Here is a 20451-nt window from a genome sequence, read left to right on the forward strand (position 1 = left end):
CTTAGTAAAGAGATTTTTGCTAAAATCCCCCTTTGTTAGAAATTTTTCTTTATGAGGGTGACTGTGAAAAGAATTGTCGTCGTTTGAAAAGCATAATCATTGACAAACTCTTTAATGCGTTAAAGAGCGGTTGATTTTTGCTTAAATTTTAAACGTCGAGGTTTTTATGTCACAGGTTATCACGCCGGCCATTTGGCTTATTTTATTCATTGTTGGATTACCTCAATTATCTGAAACCGTCTATACACCCGCTTTGCCTGCTATTGCTCATGCCTTGCAAGTCTCCGAAGCAAACGTTGAATATACGCTAACTATTTATTTGTTTGGCTTTGCTGTTGGAACGCTTTTTTGGGGAAAACTGTCTGATCATTATGGTCGCAAGCCATGCATGGTTATGGGGCTTTTGGTGTTTATCGCAGGATGTGTTGGTTGCTATCAAGCTCAATCCATTGAGGTATTACTGGCCAGCCGTTTTATTCAAGCATTTGGTGGCAGCATCGGTTCGGTATTAGGACAAGCCGTTTGCCGTGATGCTTTTCAAGGCCCAGCCTTGGGAAAAGTATATGCGACGGTAAGTAGCGCTCTGGCTGTATTTCCAGCCATTGGGCCTGTTGTGGGCGGTTTAATTGCAGAGCATTTTGGTTGGCCTACGATTTTTTTATGTTTGATTCTCGTGGGGACGCTTTTGTGTTTTATGGTGATATGGCATTTGCCAGAAACGCATCATGCTCATAATCGCCAGCCTGTCCCCTTGATGGGTGTGGTTTTAAGTTTATTACAAAATAAAAAAGTGATTGGCTTTGGGATGATCGTTGCAGGATGTAATGGCATCAATTTCAGTTATTTTGCTGAGGGTTCGTTTTTCCTGATTAAGCTATTAGGGATCGCACCCAGTCAGTATGGTTTAAGTTTTGTTGCCATTGCGGCAAGTACCATTGCGGGTGGTCTTATGTCCAAAAGACTGCATGATCGCCACGATGCAAAGACCATCATTGGTTATGGGCTTACCATCATGTTTTTGGGAAGTGGTTTATTTACTTTATTTATTTTGATGTCTCAAATAATTAATACATCGGTTACATGGCTAGTTGCCGTGACGGTTGGTGCACAAATGATTATGATGTTCGGCAGTTGCATGACAGTCAGTAATGCGTTGGCCCTGGCATTGGTCGATTACAAATGGTGTATTGGTACGGCATCTAGCTTATTTGGTTTTTTTTATTATTGCGTTATCTCATTATTAACGTTTGGAATGGCTTTGTTCCATAATGGAACACTTCTGCCTATGCCATTGTATTTTTTAGGCATTAGTGTCTTGATGATTCTGGTGCGTAAGAGTTTGCTTTGATGCCATATATGCCCGAAAATGTGCCAGTGCGCATTTTCGGGTAGTATTATGCAAGCGCTAGATATTCTTAAATCCTGTAGAAAATAGATAGTCGTCTGGACTGGATCAGGATGAGACTTCTAGATATTATCTTCATGCATTGTGTGGAAATACTTGTTAGAGTTTTATGGTCTGCCATTCTTAAATCGCATGGGTTGAATCTAATGCTGTAATTGACAAAACAATGCGCAAAATGTACTATCTGTACAATTTTTTGTAATGAGATGCTGTATGGTGCGCATGTTTACATTGCTGATTTTGTTATTTACGTTCATTGGGAACATAGAAGCTTATAGTCTTCGAGAGCAGCCATGTCAGCAACATCATTGTGTTGCCATCGTTGATGGAGGCAGTACAGGCTCTCGGTTACATATCTATGCTTATGATTTAAATGAAGTGAATAGTGCTGTTGACATCAATGAAGTATGGTCAAAGAAAATCAAACCTGGTTTTGCAACGCTTGATGCCAACCAGGAGTCCATTAACAATTATTTAAATGCGCTGTTTACTGACGCGCCTCAGCAGAATCTTCCGGTATATTTTTATGCCACAGCGGGCATGAGATTGCTCTCTGAACCCAAACAAGCCATGTATTATCAAAAATTACGTCATTGGTTCGCTAATAACCCGCAATGGCAATTAATGGAATCCAAAACCATTACTGGCAGTGAAGAAGGCTTGTTTGGCTGGTTGGCAGTGAATTATCAATTAGGTGCGCTGACGGATAAAAGTAAGGCGTTCGCTGGTGTGATGGACATGGGTGGAGCATCCGTGCAAGTGGCTTTCCCCGTGGAGAATACCACCAATATTGATAAAAGCAATTTGATCGATGTTGATGTGTATGGACGGCATGTCAAGTTATTTGTCCACAGCTTCTTAGGATTAGGACAAACAGTATTTGCTTATCAGTTTCTTGATTCTCCCAGTTGTTTTTCCAATGATTATCAATTACCGAATGGCTCTTTAGCAGAAGGTGATGCAGCTTCCTGTCAGACAGGAGTTTCCAAATTAATTAATAACGTTCATGACGTAGGGCAAATGGTTAAACCCGTGATTGCTGAAAACCCAGTCAATGCTTGGTATACCATGGGTGGTTTGACTAATTTGGTAGAAGATAAACCTTTTCATTTTGAAAATAACCAATTTACCAGTCAAAGACTTCTGGAGCAGGCTGACAATGAAGTTTGCCATAAACCATGGAAAGAATTGCTAGATGGATTTCCAGGCAATGATTTTCTGTATGGATATTGTTTATTTCCTTCCTACTATTATGCATTAATCGTTAATGGTTATGGCATTCAACCCGAACAGCCAATAAATTATCTGCCAAGTTCAAAAAACTCTGATTGGACCTTGGGTGTGGTGTTGCATCAATCCTAGTCTCGAGGTTATACTTCGCGTACTTGCCGTTGTAGCTCAGTCGGTAGAGCAATTGATTCGTAATCAATAGGTCGGAGGTTCGACTCCTCTCAACGGCACCAGTAAAATCGGGCTCTTCCCCAAATCCGGGGGCACTTTACTCATCCACAAAGCACTCTAACTCTTAATCTATAATTTTCAAAATTTCTAAATCCATATGCTCTTCTCTGAATCAGTGGCTCTTTCCCATTTAAGGGGGCAGCTTTAATCACCCGCAGAGGACCTTAACACGTACTCTATAATTTTCAAAATTTCTAAAACCATAAGCTCTTCGCTGAATGAGTTTCATTTTGCGATGAAAGCCTTCTGTTATTCCATTTGACTTACTAAATCGCCACATTCTGGCCACTTCATCTTTCCAAGCCCAAAGTGTTTTACCTAATGATGCTAATGCTTTAAAACCACTTTGCTTTAACTCAGCCAACATTTCTAAGAAAGTAGGTATTACTTTACGGCACTCATGCTGTGTTAGCGCCCTTTTCATTAATAGTGAGTGCAGTTGTTGCTGAAATTGATATATAGCCTCTATTGCAGGATTTTCAGTGAAAAACGCATCTCTTTTGACTTTCTTCTCATCACTTAAGTTATCAGGTCTTGTTCTTAATAAGGCTAAGATACCTCTATTGTTTTTAATTTCAGTGGAGAGTTCTCGACAGGTCATCATACACTGATGTTGAATTAAACGGATTACATGAAACCTATCAGCCACTATCATAGCATTAGGAAAGTACTTCTTTACTAAGGAACGGTATGTACTGCTCAAGTCCATACAAATCACTTTGACACGTTCTTTTCCAGGTAATTGCTGGAGATATTCTTTTAATTCTTGCTCACGACGGCCACGAACCACATCAAATATCTTATGTTTTCTTAGGTCACAAAAAGTAGTTGCAAACCCTTCTTTCTTACTGAAAAAATGTTCATCAATACCCAGTACCACAGGACATGGTTTATTGATTAATTCTCGATGTTGCTCTTCATAATGCCGCTGATACCAGCGCTCTATGGTCGCTTTTCCTTTCTTATAACGCTCTGATAAATCTTTTTGCGATACCCCGCGGCTATGCTCATGAAACACTGCAGCTTGAGCTCGCCAAGTAGCACGTTGATGTTTATTGATACCGGGAAACTGTTGATTACCATAGCGACAACAAGTATGACAATAAAGCTTATACGCTTTAAACCTCAATACACTTCGACGATGCCCTATTAACTCATGGTGTACTGTTCTTACATACGATGATTTCTTGCGAACCTGCTTACTTTGGCAATGACTACACCGAGCTAATCGGTTATAAGTTACATCTAATAATAAGGGTTGATACCCACTCACTTTTAATATGGAAAATCCAGGTAAATTTAGGATAAGATTGTTCTTAGGCACTTTAATCTCCTTTTGATCGCTAAATCAAGGACTTAGTCTAGACTAATTTGATTAAAGTGCCCCCTTAATTGGTGTAGAGCCGAAATCCCTCAGTTATTCCATTATTCTTCGTAAAACGCAGCATTCTAACGACTTCTTCTCTCCATTTAAATAAAGTATTCCCTAATGTTCTAAGGTGTTGAAAAGCACTTTGTTTTAGCTCTTTAACCATCTCCAAGAAACGCGGTAACAAGCGTTTACATTCTTTAGCCGTACAATGCTTCTTAGCTAGTAGTTGATGTAATTGTTGTTTAAAATCATAAATTGCAGCAATTGCTGGTTGTTGCTCTAAGTAACGGTTGCGTTTACTTAGGCGCAATGGTGTTAGATTCTCCGGCTTGGTCTTCAAGGCCATGAGCGTACCTCTTTGGTACTTCATAGCAGGGTCGATTTGATGAAAGGTTTGCATGCTAAGTTGGTTGATTAAACGAATGACATGAAACCTATCAGCCACAATTTTGGCATTTGGAAAGTAACGTTTGACCAACGACTTGTAACTGCTGCTTAAATCAATACAGACAACTCGAACACGCTCTTTACCTTGCAAAGCTTTAAAATAGCTTTCCAAGTCACGTCCTGAACGGCCTTTAACAATATCAAATACCTTATGCTTACCTAAATCGCACAATGTGGTGATATAGCCTTGCTTCTTTGTAAATGAATGTTCATCGATACCTAACACCCTAGGGCATAAAGGGGAGGTAATGCGCTTCTCCTGTCGCTCATAACCATAATGATACCAGCGTTCTATCGTTGATTTGCCGGTATGAAAATGACGGCTTAAATCCTTTTGACTAACGCCTTGAGTATGATGATGAAACACCTCTTTACGTAAGCTCTCTGTGGCTCGCTGGTATTTACCTATACCTGGAAAACGCTGGTTAAAATAGCGCTTACACCCATAACATTGAAACTTATGCGACTTGATAATTAAATAGCTATAACGCAATCCTATCGATTCATGACGTATCTTTCGCTCAAAACTATCCTTCTTCCTTAACCGCTTTTCATTACAGTAAATGCATCGTACTACTCGGTTATAATTTACTTCAATATAAACGGGATTGTTTCCCGTCACCTTAGTTATTGAATAGCCAGGTAAATTTAGGATAATATCTTTTTTCGGCACTTTAATCCTCTTTTGATTGCGGAATCAAAGAGTTAGATTACTTTAATCCGATTAAAGTGCCCCTTTATTTGGGGTAGAGCCGAATATCTTAATGGCCAAAAGCCAGGGTATTCGCAAAAGGACAGCCCATTCCCTAAACCCAAAAAATTGGTTAATAAGAATGCAGTGAAAAAAAGTAACGCCACACATGAAATCAAGGGTTTTACTTATAATCCTATCCCTAATATTGATGAGCTGCTTTGATTGCATGGATTTTTATCATCAAATATGTCCCATATGCCCCATCTTGAATTTTAAGGTGGGGGACGCTTTTAGACCAGCAATGACACGGTTGCCCCAATAGTCCCATTTGTCCCTGTGGTTTTTGATAGCATTGTCATGACATTAGTTATTTTTTTAGAAAAATTAGTAATTCATTGTGTTTTTGTTCAAACGCGTTGAGCGTGCCTGAACATCATTGCTTAATAGATTGATTTTACTGGATAAAATTAAAAGCCGATTTACGCGTCACTGCACATAAATTGCAGTGGCGCATAAGATTTGTACTAACTTAGCTACAATAGTTATTAAACAAATGATTCAAGGAAGAATATGGCTATATTTAGTAGGAAGAGTAATAAATTTTATTTTAACTTAGCTCCCTATGCTGTTTCAATAATACTTGGCGTTGTATTCCTTATCCTTGCAAACTATTTTCCTAGTAATAAAGATCTTTTTATAGGAATAAGCTCAACCTCGTTTTCAATCGTAGGTGTATTTCTACTTGTTGAAACAGTTGAGTATTTTGCAAATAGAAAACTCAACGAGGAAATTCACCAATATATAAATTATAAGACAACCAAAATTTTAATGGAGATACTTCAAAGGCTATGTCGTATAGTTTGTTTGAACAACACGAAGCCTACTAAGCTTAAGGATTTTAAAACGTTAGGCGAGCATACAAAAGATACACTTTCAGATGTCTTATCAAATAAAGAATTTTTGGGATTCGATATTTTTATTGATTGGTTAGCTTACTTAAATAAACTAGAAAAATTATTTGATAGTAACCTCATTGCAGATAACCTAAATTCCGAAGAAGCGAAATCCCTTATAAAAATACATAAAAGAATTAAAACTTTTGGTCATATATTGGATCGAGAGTTTGAAAAAATTTTTATTCTTGTTGACAAAAATATTGATAAAAATATTGAAATCACCGTGAATAGTGATGGTTTTTATTTTTTAAATATAAAGGAGAACTAATTCAGCTTGCTAAATGTAAAATAACACATGAAAAATGCTTGCAAAATAAATACAAAATTGCTGACAAATACTCAGATATATTAGCTCAAAATATAATAGAAATAGTGCAGTACTTTAATGAGTGTCCAATAACTAGCAGAGAGATGTTATTAGATCCCAATGACATCATGACTTATAAGGTAGAAAATAAATCGGTAAATGGTTAAATTTATAACATGATCGTTTACGCCAAAAAAATCTAAAAATGTCCACTATGTCACACACTGAAAATTTGAGAAGGGGACGACAATATAGCAATGATTGGGCTCCAACTCTCACTTGTACCTTGCTGTTTAACTAATTGCAAATAATCTATGATTATTTTTTGCAACTAAATATGGTTGCACATTTTTTAGCCTTACACTATACTTGTGTTATGAATATTTAACGGTGCAATAATGACCAAAATAGATAAATTAAAAATTAGGTTATTGGGTGTTCCTACAGATTTTACTTGGGATGAGTTAACAAAGTTACTAGCTAGTATGGGATATAGAGAGTTTCAAAAAGGCAAAACAAGTGGTTCGCGCGTTAGTTTCATACATAAGACTTACAGTATGATAAATTTGCATAAGCCTCACAATCCACCAGTACTTAGAAAATACCAAGTAAAACAAATTATCCAGCAACTCCAAGATGAGGGGTTATTATGAAAAATATGATGAATTATAAAGGTTATTACGGTTCTATAAATACTGATCTTGAAGATGACATATTATATGGAAAATTAGAATTTATTAGAGATTTAGTAAGTTATGAAGGAAAAACTCCAAAAGATATTAAAATAGCTTTTGAAGAAGCTGTAGATGATTATCTAGATACATGTGAAAAATCGGGTCAAACTCCTGAAAAACCACTTAAGGGATCTTTTAATATACGTATAGGGAATGAGCTTCATGAATTAGCTGCTATTGCTGCTTTTGAGAATAATATAAGTTTAAATGAGTTTGTTAAAATTTCTATTGAAAAAGAGTTAAAAAGAAATAGTTCTTTTAAAGAAAATTTGGAAAGTAAAGAAGAAAATAATAATACTTTATTTACTCCAAAATGTAGTCAATAAGTTAGTGTGGCAGATCAAGTTAAAAACTTATATCTAGAGCTTTATCAATAGATTAAAAATACCTTTAGAAAAAAGAGGGTCATGATCGCTAAATCCAAAAATGTCCCAATTGCCCCATTTAGTAGAATTGTCTTGGGGACGGTAATAGCTCAGGAATGACGCGGGTGACCCACTTGTCCCCTTTGTCCCTATCAATTTTTATAAGACCGTAACTAATCTATGGTTTTGTTGGGAATCATCGTTGGTTTCCCCGTTTGCAAGCAAACGGGTTACTTGCTGTTGCAAGAAATATATAACCCATAATCCGCTCCGCTCCTAACGGCTACGCACGCTAAGGAGCTTTTTCTACAGGTCCAAAATCATAGTCATAAATTACCTTTTTTAACACTATTCTGTTTATTCCCTTGATAGTAACCTTTTCATCTTGAATTGGTCGCCCAAATAGAGCTATGTTAGATTTGATTTGTGATTCAGCATATTCTGTCAATTGCGGGATTTTTCTAATGGATATGCCTAATATAGTTTCTAGTGGGGTAGCACCTGTTCTTAGGGTACTAAAATAAGAAGGATAAATTAGACCATCAAATCCATTATTATATATTTCTAAAGCAATTTCTCTAGAAATGTTATATGAATGCTTTGAAGCCATAAATAACATATGAATTGCTATGTCAAGGCTTTCAAATTCAGTTTCATCATCATTTCCAACAATTGGCGTAAGGTCTATAACTTTTAGTTCTTTGGTAGGATTTAACACAGCTATATATAAATTATCCTCTGCTGTGGTTCTACACTCATGAATACATGTTTCAATATCTTGACTACAGTACAGTATTGGTAATTTTTTTGATTCAAGACGACCCTTTTTAATTATATTTTCTGGTGGACTATCATAATCAGCGTGGTGGTGCGTTTTATCTGGATTGATTCTTAAACGGTAGAATATATCTTCAGTATGTAAAGTCCTTGACGGGTACTCATTAATAATCCTATCCAGAATCGCCTGCTGTTCGGTTTTTTTTGAAGAGATTTCAATGGTTCATTTTCACCTATCATCCATAACCTTGGCCCATAGTAAAAAATTTTAATCCTATTTTGGATTCGATTAGAGCCATATCTTTTCTTAATTCATCTGAAAAATCGTCAAATGAATCACCTGGGTTTGAATAGTTGAACTGAATTATAGGACATGCACCGTACTTAGATTTTGAAATGGTACCTTCAACGAAGAATAAACTGGCAATATCTTGAATCAGTTTCCCGGTTAGTTTTGAGCCCTCAGTAGAACAGCAATTTATGCAAGCTTCTTTATTATTTATACCAATTTTTTGCGCCTGGAGTATTAAACCATAGTCCTTAAAGCAGTCAGAGCATAGAATATACTCATCAAATGAGTTCAATAGTTTATTTTCAGTTGCTTCCATTCAGCTTTTTTATCCGTCTACATTGCGTCTACATGAGATTTTCGAGTTTTTGGGCGGCAAATTCTAACTAGAAGTGCTTGTGTGTGTTATTGGTGGGCCCACTAGGACTTGAACCTAGGACCAACGGATTATGAGTTTAACCTTCACCAACTAGATCCCACTCTATTCACCAAATGTCCCATTTATCCCATCATTGTTTTTAAAGCTGGGGACGCCTATAATCCAGTAATAGTAAGGCTGCCCCAGTTGTCCCAAGCGTCCCATCATTTAAACAAGGTGCAAAAAGTTTCTGGGTTAAGAAGTTAAAAATATGTTATAATTAAAATTATGAAAACATTATCAGAAACAAATCCTTATCTACAGGATAAGGAGCTCGCCAAGCGCTTAAATGAACGCTCTGCCCGAACCTCTTGCGGTGTTGAGGGTATTGTTGTTACCGACAGACCCTTATCAATAAAAATTGATCATTCTCGTTCAAACTCCGTATATGCCAAGATGAAAAAAAGGCTGCAATCAAGCTAGGACGCATTTAAAATTTTTGCAAAAATTTGTTTGATTGGTTGGTAATGTCCATCAAAACCAGCATGTATTGCTTCAATGTATTGATTAAATCCATCCGTATTTTCTGTTTTATCAATAGGCTCAAAATTTAATTGTGGGAATCCCGCCTGCATTGCCATTAAGTTTGCGAGCAAACGGGATACTCTGCCATTACCCTCTCTAAAGGGGTGAATAATGATCAATTCAACATGAACAATACCCAGCGCGTATGTCAGTTCGTCGCCACTAAATTTACAAGGCGTGTATTGATTTAAAAATTTAGTCTCTAATTCACGCATTAATTTATCTATTAAAAAAGATGCTGCAAATTGAAAATCACCTTTACTCATGCTTTTAATATGGAAAATCCAGGTAAATTTAGGATAAGATTGTTCTTAGGCACTTTAATCTCCTTTTGATCGCTAAATCAAGGACTTAGTCTAGACTAATTTGATTAAAGTGCCCCCTTAATTGGTGTAGAGCCCAAATTCCGCCAAATTTTAATTCGCTATAATTTTATGTAAATTAAGAAATTTTGGATGCTATAAAATTCATTACTCAAACAAAGTTAATAAATTGGTTACCTGAATTGAATACACATCAATAAAATCTATTTTATCCGCACCTATTTTTTGATAAAAATTTTGTCCTTGTACATTGTCTTTTACACACCAGACATTTAAGCGTCCGATATTTTTATTTTTGGCTATCAAAGCTAGCTGATAAATTAAATTAGAACCAATTTTTGCATTCCTAACCTCTGGACTTACATATAAGTCATCAATCTGGATCATAGGACTCGTATTAAAAGCTCTATTGATATTAGCAAAAGTGTAAAGGCAAAACCCGAACAATTTTTCGCAAGAGTCTGCCACTACTAAACAATGCCAGTCAGCGTTATTTCCAAATAATTCATCTTCTAAGCGTGTTCTTGTTAATTTAAAGCGATTAAACGTGCCTTCATGTTTTACTAAATCGACCAACATGCTAAATAATTGATCCAAATCAGTCGCCTTCACTGTTCTGATTGTGTATTCAATATCATCTATTTTCATCAGCTCCCCGCTTAATTCTCGTTGCATTTGAATTTTAAACCAATAAATTTGTTCTCTTGGAGTATTTAATCTAAGCAAGCGCAGCGCATCAAGATTTGTATCTAACTATTTCTCTCCCAAAGCCTTGTTAACTTTGTTTAATAATTTTACAGATACCTTTTTTTGATTCTCAATTTTACTAATATAAGCCTGAGTTACATCCATCAATTTGGCTAGTTCCTCTTGAGTAAGTCCAGCCTGAATACGAGCCAATGCTACTGGATTATCCACGTAATCGGAGGGGTCAAAGACTTCATAATCATCGCTTTCCTGCGTTTGCCTTAGCTGCTCGGTAATTTGGTGACGTAAGGCTTTATAAGCAGCAACAGGTAATAAAACATATTCCACTTTGCCATCGAGAGATTTAATCGTTTGCAGGTTCATTTGTAAGCACCTCCACGTGGTTTGATTTTTTCAATGGAGATAATCTTTACCTGATCGATCATCTCTATCAAAAATAATTCGCCATGACCCTATGCGCAATCGGAAATAGGGCTCACCTTTTTAACTTCTTTATATCTAAACTCGTGTTGTCAGGATTTTTGCCTAATAACACAATCTTTTCTATAATTCTGGTTTTGTCGGGTTGTGGTACACTTTGCAGTGTTTTCTTAGCCTGTTTTTTAATAAGCAATGTGTATGACATCTTAAAAACAACTTTTATCTTTTAGTTATTATAGGTTATATTTAGTTATATTGCTATTCATATGTCATAAGTTTGTCATCACGCCGGGACAAAAGGGGCAAAAGAATTAAATATTTATGACCTTGCAAAATTTACGCTCCAATCCATTCTCGGAGAAAAAATTTGAATATTTTTCTGGCCGTTGGGCTCTTTATAGTAGGGCTTGTATTAGTGATTTATTTTGCTGAAAAACTGGTGAAAGGAGCTGTGGGAACTTCGGTCAGTTTTGGAATTTCTACCTTTTTCATAAGTGTTGTTTTTATTGGGTTTGACCCAGAAAATCTGGCTGTTGGTGCGGTTGGGTCTTTTAATGAAATGGCAGGGATTGCTTTAGGTTCCATCATCGGCGCCACGATGGTGGCTATTGCACTCGCTTTTGGCATCACGGCATTAATTGCACCCATGACATTTAAGAAAACACCAAAACGTATTCTTATTTTACCTAATCTGGCCATTCTTTTATTAGGACTATTAGCACTCGATGGAGAGCTTTCGAGAATCGATGGATTGATTTTATTTTTAAGTTTTATTCTTTCAGTAATCTATCTATTATGGCTCAATAAAAAAGGGTATGACATCAAGCCGTCTCATGAGCTTTCGGAGACCATTGATTCCGTTAAAAAAGAACATCGATGGAAAGCTTTAGGACTCTTAGTTCTTTCTCTTGCAGCCATTATTATCGGTAGTGAGTTCATCGTTATGGCATCCAAAACCATGATTCGTTATTTGGGACTTTCTGGCACCTTTTTTGGAATGATTATTCTTGCCTTTTTAGTCAGTATCGAAGAAATAGCACGGGAATTGCCTGCAGCACTTCAAGGAAGAGCAGAGATAAGCTTTGGTAATGTGGTGGGTTCAATTTTTGCTTTTTTCTTATTTAATGCAGGTATCATTGCCATGATAAAACCAGTTACGTTCGATAAGCAAACGTTGATGTTTTACCTACCTTTTTGCCTGCTCACCATGATCGTAATCTCTCTTTTCATGTTAACGCAAAGAATATCGCGATGGATGGGCGGGAGCTTGGTTTTTTATATTTAATCTTTGTTATAGGCGGTTATTTTTAAGAAATATACAATAATAACCATTATCTGTACTCATAGTGTCATCTTTTTTGGTTGCTTGGGCTCGTATTTATGTAGGTGTGCATTTTCCCTTTGATATGTTAGGTGGTGCTATTGTTGCTTTGCTTTCTACAAGCATCATAATTTATATTTCTCCCCTAATTCATCAGTATGTATTTCCGCTTTCTGAGCAACTTCACAGCATAAGTATTTGTAAAATTAATACGAAAACAGGTTAAGTGAAAGAAAGTTAAGAGCTTTTCGGTTAGATAGACACCCATTAATCTGGTTTAATGCTATCCTAATCCGGCCAATACGGCGCAAAGAAGGACAACAATCCATGCTGGAACACGCCAAAATTGCAGCAAAAGAAAAGCCGTCATTGCTAACAAATAATCATTCAACGAGAAAATCGCACTGGTCCAAACGGGTTGATAGAATGCTGTTAATAACAAACCAACAACGGATGCATTAATTCCCAGTATGGCTTTTTGCATGGATGGATGTTGGCGCAGGTTTTCCCATAAAGGTAATGCTCCAATTATCAATAAAAACGAAGGCAGAAAAATAGCAACTAAGGCAATGATTGCCCCAATCCATCCATTTGGGGTACTTGTCGATACCGCACCAAGGAACGCTGCGAAAGTAAAAAGAGGGCCAGGCAATGCTTGTGCGGCACCATATCCTGCCAGAAAAAGAGAGTTATCGACCCAACCATTCGGAACAACCTTGGCTTGTAATAGAGGTAAAACCACATGTCCCCCACCAAAGACCAAAGAACCAGCTCGATAAAAGGATTCAAATAACTGCATAGGGTAGCTTGCGATATAAAAAGACAAAAGCGGTAATAGAGTGAGCAAAATAAAAAAAGTAAGCAACACAATAATCCCTGCACGCCTACTGAGATTAATGCTCAATTCACTGGTAGGAAGTGATTTTTCAGTCGAAAGAAAAACAAACCAAAAAGACCGCCAAGCACTATCATCGCTATTTGTCCACTGGCATAAGGAATGATGCTTGAGCCAATGCAAGCCAATACGGCAAGGCTTGCTCTTGTTTTGTCAGGACATAAAGAAACGCTCATGCCCCAAAGTGCTTGAGCAACAACCGCAACAGCGACGACTTTCAAGCCATGAATCCAGGGAGGATTATCATGAATACCCATCTTGATAAGAGCAAGGCCAAATATCACCATCAGCAAAGCAGAAGGCAGAGTAAATCCAAGCCAGGCAGCAATGGCACCACGAACACCCGCTTTTGACAGGCCAAGTGCAATACCCACTTGGCTACTCGCTGGCCCTGGCAAAAATTGACATAATGCGACCAAATCAGCGTAGGCATGGTCACTCAGCCATTTTAATCGACCGACAAACTCATCACGGAAATAACCAAGATGTGCTATGGGGCCACCATAGCTAATGCATCCCAGTTTTAAAAAAATCAGGAAAATTTTCGTTATGGTTACTCGTTCCTTTTTATACTTTTGGTCAATCAATGACTTCTCCATTAACACAGAGACTTATTTCTTCTATTGTATAGGGTGGGATTATCTCCTTATGTGAATGGAGCAATCCCACACGGGAGTTTGCTCCCGTGGTAGGGTATGATTAAAACGCTGTTTACATTTAATACAGATTAAATTTTGTGTTAAATTTTTCTTTATTTCCAGCCAAACAGAACTGGATTACTCCTCGAATCCACCGCATCCATTTTACCTGATTTGCTACACTTCTATGCCTTTCTTACTGGGAGCCCGAAAGGAGCAAAGAGCGTTTTTCCATGGATTTGGACTTGGGCAAACAGTTTAATAAATCCCGCTTTATTGGGTTCAATATGAAATTGCAACGGAGATCCTCCTCGTTCGGAGTTGTTTATTGGTTCTTTGCCCATAGGATGGACATGAGTTACTGTTTTAAAGTCATTATTAAAGCCAACGATGTGCGCAAAAGCACCCATAATCGGCTCTAACGTATGGACGGGATTTCCCTTGGTATCAATAACCTCAATTTTACCCATGGCAGGTTGACCCACTTGTAATGGTGTTTTATCAAAAGACAATTTGAAATGGTAGCCATCCACAGTGCTTTCGAATAATGGTTGGTGATCAATGGTATTTTCCTTTTTTTTCATAGTCTTTGGAGAAGGAAAATCGGCAATAACATACTCTTGTTTTTTTGTATTTTCCGCTATTAAGTCGGCCCATGCTCGATAAGAAGCGTTCTTGAGAGCAGGTCGCCATTCAAATTGATACACGCCCGGAGTAATCGTTTCGACTGGATGGACATGGCTGTAATCCACGAGCGTGTCATCGATAATCAACAAATGAATCTTTTGTGTATGCGCCTCAATGAGATCATTTAAGGTGACTGGTTTGTTATTTTTCGTGTCAGTTAATTGGATCAATACCAGTTTCTTATCCTTTTTATCAATTACCTTCTGAACTGATAATTGCATGCCAGGGCTATTCTCTGGTTTCAAAGCGGTTGTTGTTAGATTTTGCATCAAATGATGATGGGAATTCTCAGCAAAAGCAATAGGATGATATAAATTGATTAATGACAAGCTCATTAGGGTAGCGGCAAATTTTTTCACGAGGCGGTGGTCTCCAAGACAATCAAACGTTCTGAAGGATCATTTTCAATTATTTTTGTCTGTTTACTGTTGATTTTAATCAATAAGTGGGATGATAACATAATATAGATTGTTATACTTACCTCAATAAATGTTCTATTTTATAAGTAGTTATCTGTAATGATGACCTACTAGAGCACTAAAGTTGGTAAAAATTTAGTTCACTCAAGGATGGATGGGCGAGGGCAATGGATGGATGCAACGGCAGAACGATGGTATGAAAAAACAATCGAGGATATTACTTCTCAGTTTAAAACAGACCTGACTTTAGGTTTAACTGAGGCAACTGCTCAGAGGCGATTAGAAGAAGTAGGTCCCAACCTGCTCGGCAAGCAGAAGAAATCATCGGCACTCATTATTTTTTTTCAGCAATTTGAGAGCGTAGTCATTTGGGTACTTTTAGGTGCGGTGATTGTTTCTTTTTTACTCGATGAAAAAGCCGATGCCATTGCCATTTTTGCCATTGTCATTTTAAATGCCATCATTGGTTTTGCGTTAGAATATCGCGCCGATCGTGCCATGTTAGCCCTGCAACAAATGGCCGCTCCTAAAGCAACGGTGCTTCGCGATGGCCATGCGAAGATGATTGCTGCTTCAGATATCGTGCCAGGTGATATTATCCTTTTTGAAAGTGGCGATTTAATTGCTGCAGACGCTCGGCTTTTTGAGCTGTCAGCACTGAAAGTTAATGAAGCGCCGCTCACGGGAGAATCCATACCGGTTGCTAAACATCTTGATGTTTGTACAACAGAGACCCCACTAGCCGATCGTAAAAACATGGTGTTTATGGGAACCTCCATTGTCGATGGCATAGGTCGTGCTCTTGTCGTGGCGACTGGGGTGCAAACGGAAATGGGCCATATTGCCGAGATGCTGAGCGAAGCCTCTCATGGGGAAACCCCTTTGCAGCAAAAACTTAACCAAGTGGGTTCACGTTTGTTGTGGCTTTGTTTTTTCATTATCATTGCTATTTTTGGTTTAGGTTTGCTGCGCAACATTCCCATTTTTAAACTGTTCATGAGTTCGGTGAGTCTGGCTGTTGCGGCTATTCCTGAAGGATTGCCTGCCGTGGTGACGGTGGCTTTAGCCCTTGGTGTCCAACGCATGGTGCGACGTGCTGTACTGGTAAGACGGTTATCGGCGGTAGAAACGCTTGGCTGTTTACAAGTCATTTGTACTGATAAAACAGGAACGTTGACCGTAGGCGAAATGACGGCGCGCAAACTGGTTACTGCAGGAGATGTTTATAGTATTCGAGGGGAAGGTTACACCCTCAGTGGGGGATTTGCTCTTCAAGGCCAAGAAATGATGGTATCTGAAGACAAGCTGTTACAAGCCGCCTTACATGCTATGGTGGCTTGTAACAACGCCGAATTTAGCCAGCAAGAGGAGCAAGTGGTAACGGTGGGTGACCCAACCGAGGTGGCACTCTTGGTTGCCGCAGCCAAAGGGGGTATATGGCGCGCAAAGCTGCAAACCTCGTTACCTCGTATCAAAGAGTTACCGTTTAGTTCAGAACGCAGGCGCATGACGGTGGTATGTCAACAAGACAATGAATTGGTCGCTTATGTAAAAGGAGCACCGGAAATTGTTTTGGAACGTTGCACCCATATTTTGACGAAAACGGGCATTAAAAAATTAACACCGAATGACCGGGCGCGCATGAAACAATCGTGTGAACTCATGGCCAGCGAAGCATTGAGACTGTTAGCTTTTGCTGAGCGTCAATTAGACTCTTTGGGGTTAGAAAAAACAGAGGAAGAAATTGAAAATAACTTGGTATTCTTAGGCCTTATTGGTCTTCAAGACCCACCACACGCCAGTGCCAAGGAATCCGTCAGCCGCTGTAAAAAAGCGGGTATTAAACCGGTGATGATTACCGGAGACCATCCTGATACGGCAAGAGCCATTGCTCAAGAACTTGGCATTTTGGAAGCAGGTGACCGATTACTCACCGGCAATGAGCTTGAAAACATGCTTGATGAAGAATTTAATCACTGCGTCAAAGACATTGCGGTCTATGCCCGTGTGACTGCGGAGCATAAGTTAAAAATTGTTCGGGCCTGGAAAAAGCAGAATAAGGTTGTTGCCATGACAGGCGATGGAGTCAATGACGCTCCGGCTTTAAAAGAAGCGGCAGTGGGTATTGCGATGGGGAAAACGGGAACAGCGGTCACCAAGGAGGCCGCTGACATCATTGTCATGGACAATAACTTCACTTCGATTGTGGCCGGTATTGAGGAAGGTCGAACCATTTACGATAACATTGCTAAAACGCTCTCTTATTTATTGGCAGGCAACAGTGGGGAATTACTGGTTGTTTTTGTAGCCCTTTTAATTGGCTGGCCATTGCCCTTACTCCCTATCCAATTATTATGGATTAACTTGGTCACGGATGGTTTGCCAGCAATCGCTTTGGCGACTGACCCCTCTGAACCGGGAATTTTGAATCATCCACCGAGAGCCACACAAAAATCCCTGATGGATGTTGTGTTTTTCAAACGGGTGACGTTTATTGGTTGCTTAACGGCTCTAGTCACACTCGGTGTGTTTGCCTATGAATATTTAATTGATGGTGACTTAATCCAGGCTCAGGACGCCGCTTTTTCAGTACTAGTCACCGCGGAGCTTCTGCGTGCCTTTGGGGCGCGTAGCGATACGAAGTCCATTTGGCAAGTCGGGTTCTTTTCCAATCTGCGGTTGTTTTTATTGTAAGCATCAGCTTTTCACTGCAAGTCTTGATTCATCATATTCCCATGCTGCGTGAATTATTTGGGATTGAGTCCGTCTCATCCATCCAATGTCTTTCCTGGATCTTATTAGGCATGCTGCCTTTATTAGTAATTGAAGCCCAAAAATGGCTAAGGAAGGCACCTGATGAGGTTTTTTAGTGTTAAAAAATGGTTTGGGCTATGGTATGGATTTCTTGTCTAATTGGCAGTTTAACCTATGCCAAGCCAATGCCCGGTTTAACTCAGTTAATTCAGGAAGCCACCCAAAACAATCCACAGATTCGGGCCGCGCGCGATCGTTTGTTTGCAGCAATCCATGTGATTCCACAAGCCAGTGCTTTGCCTGATCCCAAGCTTAATGCCGGTTACATCCATATGTCTGAGAACATTCCTATGGATGTTGACCCCAGACGCGAGCAAATGTTGGGCGCAGGACAAGAAATCCCTTTTCCTGGCAAGCTCATTGTTCGAGGAAGAATAGCTACCTTGGAGGCTAAACGAGCGCAAGCGGAATACCAAGCGACTTGTTTCGCGGTTATTGCTCAATTAAAAAGGCTTTATTATGACCTTTATTTTGTTAATAAATCCATTGAAATTGTGCAACGAAATCAAGAGCTTCTTCATGAAATGGAACAAAGTGCCGAAGTCAATTACAGTGTAGGAAAAACACCGCAACAAGATATTTATCGAGCTCAAACGGAGATTTCGCGTCTTTTGATGCGCTTGGTCATCTTAAAGCAACAACGTGAATCCCTGCAAGCGGATATCAATCGCCTTTTAAATCGTTCTTTGGAAATTGCAGTGAGTACCCCTTCGACTTTGTCAGTCACGCCTCTTCGTCATAATTTGTCACATTTTTATTCACTGGTTAAGCAGCGAGCCCCCCAATTAATCATGCAACAACGCAGTGTTCAAAAGGGGCAGCAAGCCATAAAGTTAAGCAAAATGGATTATTTCCCTGATGTTGAAATCGAGGGGGGACGACTTCGTGATACGGCGATGAATACCAAAGGCTACCAAGTGTTGCTGAAGGCGACTGTTCCTCTTTATTTCATGCAAAAACAAAATAATGCGGTGCGTGAATCACTCGCCCGCTACAATGCGGATGTTGAAGATTTGCACACAACGTATCGCATGCTTTCCTTTCAAGTGAAGAATGCCTATTTGTTGGCTGAGCGTTCTGCAAAACTCATCCAATTAATTCAACATACCATTATCCCGCAAGCCACTTTGACGTTTACTTCCTCTCAAGCCAATTACGGGGTAGGCAAAGTCGATTTTTTAACGACGCTGAATAATTTATTGACCCTTCAAGAAAACGAATTGGAATGGCATGGTGAGCTTGCTGAACATGAAAAAGCGATCGCAGAAATCGAAGAAATTACAGGGACGTATTTATGAATTATCAGTTGATTATAAAGAGTTTTCTCATTATGAGCCTGCTGTCTTTGATGCCATTAATCCATGCGCAAAATACAACCGCTGGGCATGACAAGATGGATATGAAACAGCCCACTCAGAACAATGAGATTGTGATTGATCCAGTCCGCTTGCAAGCCATTGGCATCACTTCAGAGCCAGTACGCCGTCAAATGGTTGAAAAAACAATCCGCACTGTAGGGCGCGTTGAAGCGGATGAGCGACGTGTTGCTCATATTCATGTACGCTTTGATGGTTGGATAGAGAAATTGTTCATCAATTTCACGGGTGAACAAGTGAAAGCGGGCCAAGCTCTGTTTACCGTTTATAGCCCGGAACTTGTGGCTACTCAGCAAGAATATTTACTTGCTTTTAATGCGCAAAAAATCTTAAGCAAAAACACCACATCGAGTGCTGCTCGCGGAGCCCTTGGGGCTTTTCAAGCAGCTCATCAAAGGTTGTTGCTGTGGGGGATTACTGAGGAAGATATTGAACAATTAAAGCGCACTGGGAAAATCACTCGGACGATGACTATTCATTCACCCATTCAAGGAACAGTTCTTAAAAAAATGGCGCTGATAGGCATGCGCATTGAACCGGGAGATGAATTGTACACGATTGCTGATTTATCGCGCTTATGGGTTTTGGGAGATATTTACGAATACGAGCTTCCTTACATTAAGCTTGGACAAATGGCTGATTTGACCCTTAGTTATTTACCTAATGAATTATTTAAAGCCAAGCTTGATTTTATTTATCCCATCATTGACATGAAAACGCGCACGGCCAAGGTGCGCTTTGAAGTAGATAATCAAAAAGAACAATTAAAACCAGGTATGTATGTTAATCTGGAATTAAAAATCCCATTAGGAGAGCGTCTTGTCGTGCCTAAAAACGCCGTTTTACTCACGGGTGAACGGGCGGTGGTCTTTATTTATCATGGCAATGGTAAGATTGAATGGCGAGACGTCACGCTTGGGGTGCGGGCAGGTGATTTGTTAGAAATTTTACAAGGAGTTAAAGAAGGGGATAACATCATTACTTCGGCTAATTTCCTCATTGACTCAGAGAGCCAGTTAAAAGCCGCTATGGGCGGGATGCGGCATTAATAACAAAAAGCATGAAGTGCTTTTTATGTGCGAAACAGACGTTATCACATA

At 39.0% G+C, this 20451-nt stretch carries 19 protein-coding genes, 2 tRNA genes and 2 pseudogenes; 11 read left to right on the forward strand and 12 right to left on the reverse strand.

Annotated features, from left to right (window positions below; translation table 11 throughout):
• Nucleotides 1-166: 166 nt before the first annotated feature.
• The 3 genes from LOA_RS05685 to LOA_RS05695 all read left to right on the forward strand — a co-directional run bounded on the left by LOA_RS05685 (nt 167) and on the right by LOA_RS05695 (nt 2868).
• Complete coding sequence (locus LOA_RS05685; protein ID WP_025385509.1) at nt 167-1348, forward strand: multidrug effflux MFS transporter; 1182 nt, start codon at nt 167-169, stop codon at nt 1346-1348.
• 270 nt (nt 1349-1618) lie between these two features.
• On the forward strand, nt 1619-2767 hold the full coding sequence (locus LOA_RS05690; RefSeq protein ID WP_237758006.1) for an acetate and sugar kinases/Hsc70/actin family protein: 1149 nt from the start codon (nt 1619-1621) through the stop codon (nt 2765-2767).
• Between the two features lie 25 nt (nt 2768-2792).
• Nucleotides 2793-2868 (forward strand) — tRNA-Thr (locus LOA_RS05695).
• A gap of 39 nt (nt 2869-2907) precedes the next feature.
• Here the strand turns inward: LOA_RS05695 and LOA_RS16180 are convergent.
• From LOA_RS16180 to LOA_RS05705, 3 genes and pseudogenes are all read right to left on the reverse strand, one after another.
• Entirely contained in the window at nt 2908-3018 is a 111-nt protein-coding gene (locus LOA_RS16180) for a transposase (RefSeq protein WP_158423024.1), read from the reverse strand.
• The gene (locus LOA_RS05700) at nt 3015-4190 is read right to left on the reverse strand and encodes an ISL3 family transposase (RefSeq protein WP_025384767.1); all 1176 of its coding nucleotides are present in this window, start codon (nt 4188-4190) and stop codon (nt 3015-3017) included. The genes LOA_RS16180 and LOA_RS05700 overlap by 4 nt, the downstream gene beginning before the upstream one ends.
• Nucleotides 4191-4272: 82 nt before the next feature.
• Nucleotides 4273-5358 (reverse strand): annotated as a pseudogene (locus tag LOA_RS05705) (ISL3 family transposase); the annotation flags it as partial.
• A 591-nt stretch (nt 5359-5949) separates the two neighbouring features.
• Between LOA_RS05705 and LOA_RS05715 the strand changes: the two are divergent.
• From LOA_RS05715 to LOA_RS05725, 3 genes are all read left to right on the forward strand, one after another.
• Nucleotides 5950-6603, forward strand: a complete 654-nt coding sequence (locus tag LOA_RS05715) for a hypothetical protein (RefSeq protein WP_025385513.1) — start codon at nt 5950-5952, stop codon at nt 6601-6603.
• Nucleotides 6604-7040: 437 nt separating this feature from the next.
• Nucleotides 7041-7295, forward strand: coding sequence for a type II toxin-antitoxin system HicA family toxin (locus LOA_RS05720; RefSeq protein ID WP_025385514.1), 255 nt, complete (start codon nt 7041-7043; stop codon nt 7293-7295).
• The gene (locus LOA_RS05725) at nt 7292-7702 is read left to right on the forward strand and encodes a type II toxin-antitoxin system HicB family antitoxin (RefSeq protein WP_025385515.1); all 411 of its coding nucleotides are present in this window, start codon (nt 7292-7294) and stop codon (nt 7700-7702) included. The genes LOA_RS05720 and LOA_RS05725 overlap by 4 nt, the downstream gene beginning before the upstream one ends.
• Before the next feature lie 331 nt (nt 7703-8033).
• Here LOA_RS05725 and LOA_RS13690 read toward each other — a convergent pair whose 3' ends face one another.
• The 6 genes from LOA_RS13690 to LOA_RS05750 all read right to left on the reverse strand — a co-directional run bounded on the left by LOA_RS13690 (nt 8034) and on the right by LOA_RS05750 (nt 11144).
• The gene (locus LOA_RS13690; RefSeq protein WP_202961905.1) at nt 8034-8738 is read right to left on the reverse strand and encodes an RES domain-containing protein; all 705 of its coding nucleotides are present in this window, start codon (nt 8736-8738) and stop codon (nt 8034-8036) included.
• 16 nt (nt 8739-8754) lie between these two features.
• Nucleotides 8755-9126 carry a hypothetical protein gene (locus LOA_RS13695; RefSeq protein WP_052335899.1) on the reverse strand — a complete coding sequence of 124 codons (372 nt, stop codon included), beginning with the start codon at nt 9124-9126 and terminating at the stop codon, nt 8755-8757.
• Nucleotides 9127-9216: 90 nt separating this feature from the next.
• Nucleotides 9217-9285: transfer RNA gene (locus tag LOA_RS14410), tRNA-Ile, on the reverse strand.
• 359 nt (nt 9286-9644) lie between these two features.
• Entirely contained in the window at nt 9645-10016 is a 372-nt protein-coding gene (locus LOA_RS05740) for a Fic family protein (protein ID WP_025385517.1), read from the reverse strand.
• Nucleotides 10017-10220: 204 nt separating this feature from the next.
• The gene (locus tag LOA_RS13700; RefSeq protein ID WP_025385518.1) at nt 10221-10799 is read right to left on the reverse strand and encodes a GNAT family N-acetyltransferase; all 579 of its coding nucleotides are present in this window, start codon (nt 10797-10799) and stop codon (nt 10221-10223) included.
• A 27-nt stretch (nt 10800-10826) separates the two neighbouring features.
• Nucleotides 10827-11144 carry a helix-turn-helix domain-containing protein gene (locus LOA_RS05750; protein WP_025385519.1) on the reverse strand — a complete coding sequence of 106 codons (318 nt, stop codon included), beginning with the start codon at nt 11142-11144 and terminating at the stop codon, nt 10827-10829.
• A gap of 424 nt (nt 11145-11568) precedes the next feature.
• Between LOA_RS05750 and LOA_RS05755 the strand changes: the two genes are divergently transcribed.
• Nucleotides 11569-12486 carry a sodium:calcium antiporter gene (locus LOA_RS05755; RefSeq protein WP_238551343.1) on the forward strand — a complete coding sequence of 306 codons (918 nt, stop codon included), beginning with the start codon at nt 11569-11571 and terminating at the stop codon, nt 12484-12486.
• Between the two features lie 61 nt (nt 12487-12547).
• On the forward strand, nt 12548-12748 hold the full coding sequence (locus LOA_RS16185; protein WP_025385520.1) for a phosphatase PAP2 family protein: 201 nt from the start codon (nt 12548-12550) through the stop codon (nt 12746-12748).
• Between the two features lie 57 nt (nt 12749-12805).
• Here the strand turns inward: LOA_RS16185 and LOA_RS16330 are convergent, their stop codons facing one another.
• The 3 genes from LOA_RS16330 to LOA_RS05770 form a co-directional block, all read right to left on the reverse strand.
• Nucleotides 12806-13390 (reverse strand): chromate transporter, encoded by a 585-nt coding sequence (locus LOA_RS16330; protein ID WP_238551344.1) that lies wholly within the window; start codon nt 13388-13390, stop codon nt 12806-12808.
• A 32-nt stretch (nt 13391-13422) separates the two neighbouring features.
• On the reverse strand, nt 13423-14004 hold the full coding sequence (locus tag LOA_RS16335) for a chromate transporter (RefSeq protein WP_238551345.1): 582 nt from the start codon (nt 14002-14004) through the stop codon (nt 13423-13425).
• A 236-nt stretch (nt 14005-14240) separates the two neighbouring features.
• Nucleotides 14241-15101 carry a hypothetical protein gene (locus LOA_RS05770; RefSeq protein ID WP_025385521.1) on the reverse strand — a complete coding sequence of 287 codons (861 nt, stop codon included), beginning with the start codon at nt 15099-15101 and terminating at the stop codon, nt 14241-14243.
• A gap of 210 nt (nt 15102-15311) precedes the next feature.
• On the opposite strand from LOA_RS05770, the pseudogene LOA_RS05775 reads away from it, so the two are divergent.
• From LOA_RS05775 to LOA_RS05785, 3 genes and pseudogenes are all read left to right on the forward strand, one after another.
• Nucleotides 15312-18031: pseudogene (locus tag LOA_RS05775) on the forward strand (cation-translocating P-type ATPase).
• Between the two features lie 21 nt (nt 18032-18052).
• Nucleotides 18053-19273 (forward strand): TolC family protein, encoded by a 1221-nt coding sequence (locus LOA_RS05780; protein ID WP_042239211.1) that lies wholly within the window; start codon nt 18053-18055, stop codon nt 19271-19273.
• Complete coding sequence (locus LOA_RS05785; RefSeq protein WP_025385523.1) at nt 19270-20400, forward strand: efflux RND transporter periplasmic adaptor subunit; 1131 nt, start codon at nt 19270-19272, stop codon at nt 20398-20400. The genes LOA_RS05780 and LOA_RS05785 overlap by 4 nt, the downstream gene beginning before the upstream one ends.
• Nucleotides 20401-20451 lie beyond the last annotated feature (51 nt).

It is taken from the genome of Legionella oakridgensis ATCC 33761 = DSM 21215, assembly GCF_000512355.1.
GTDB lineage: Bacteria > Pseudomonadota > Gammaproteobacteria > Legionellales > Legionellaceae > Legionella_A > Legionella_A oakridgensis.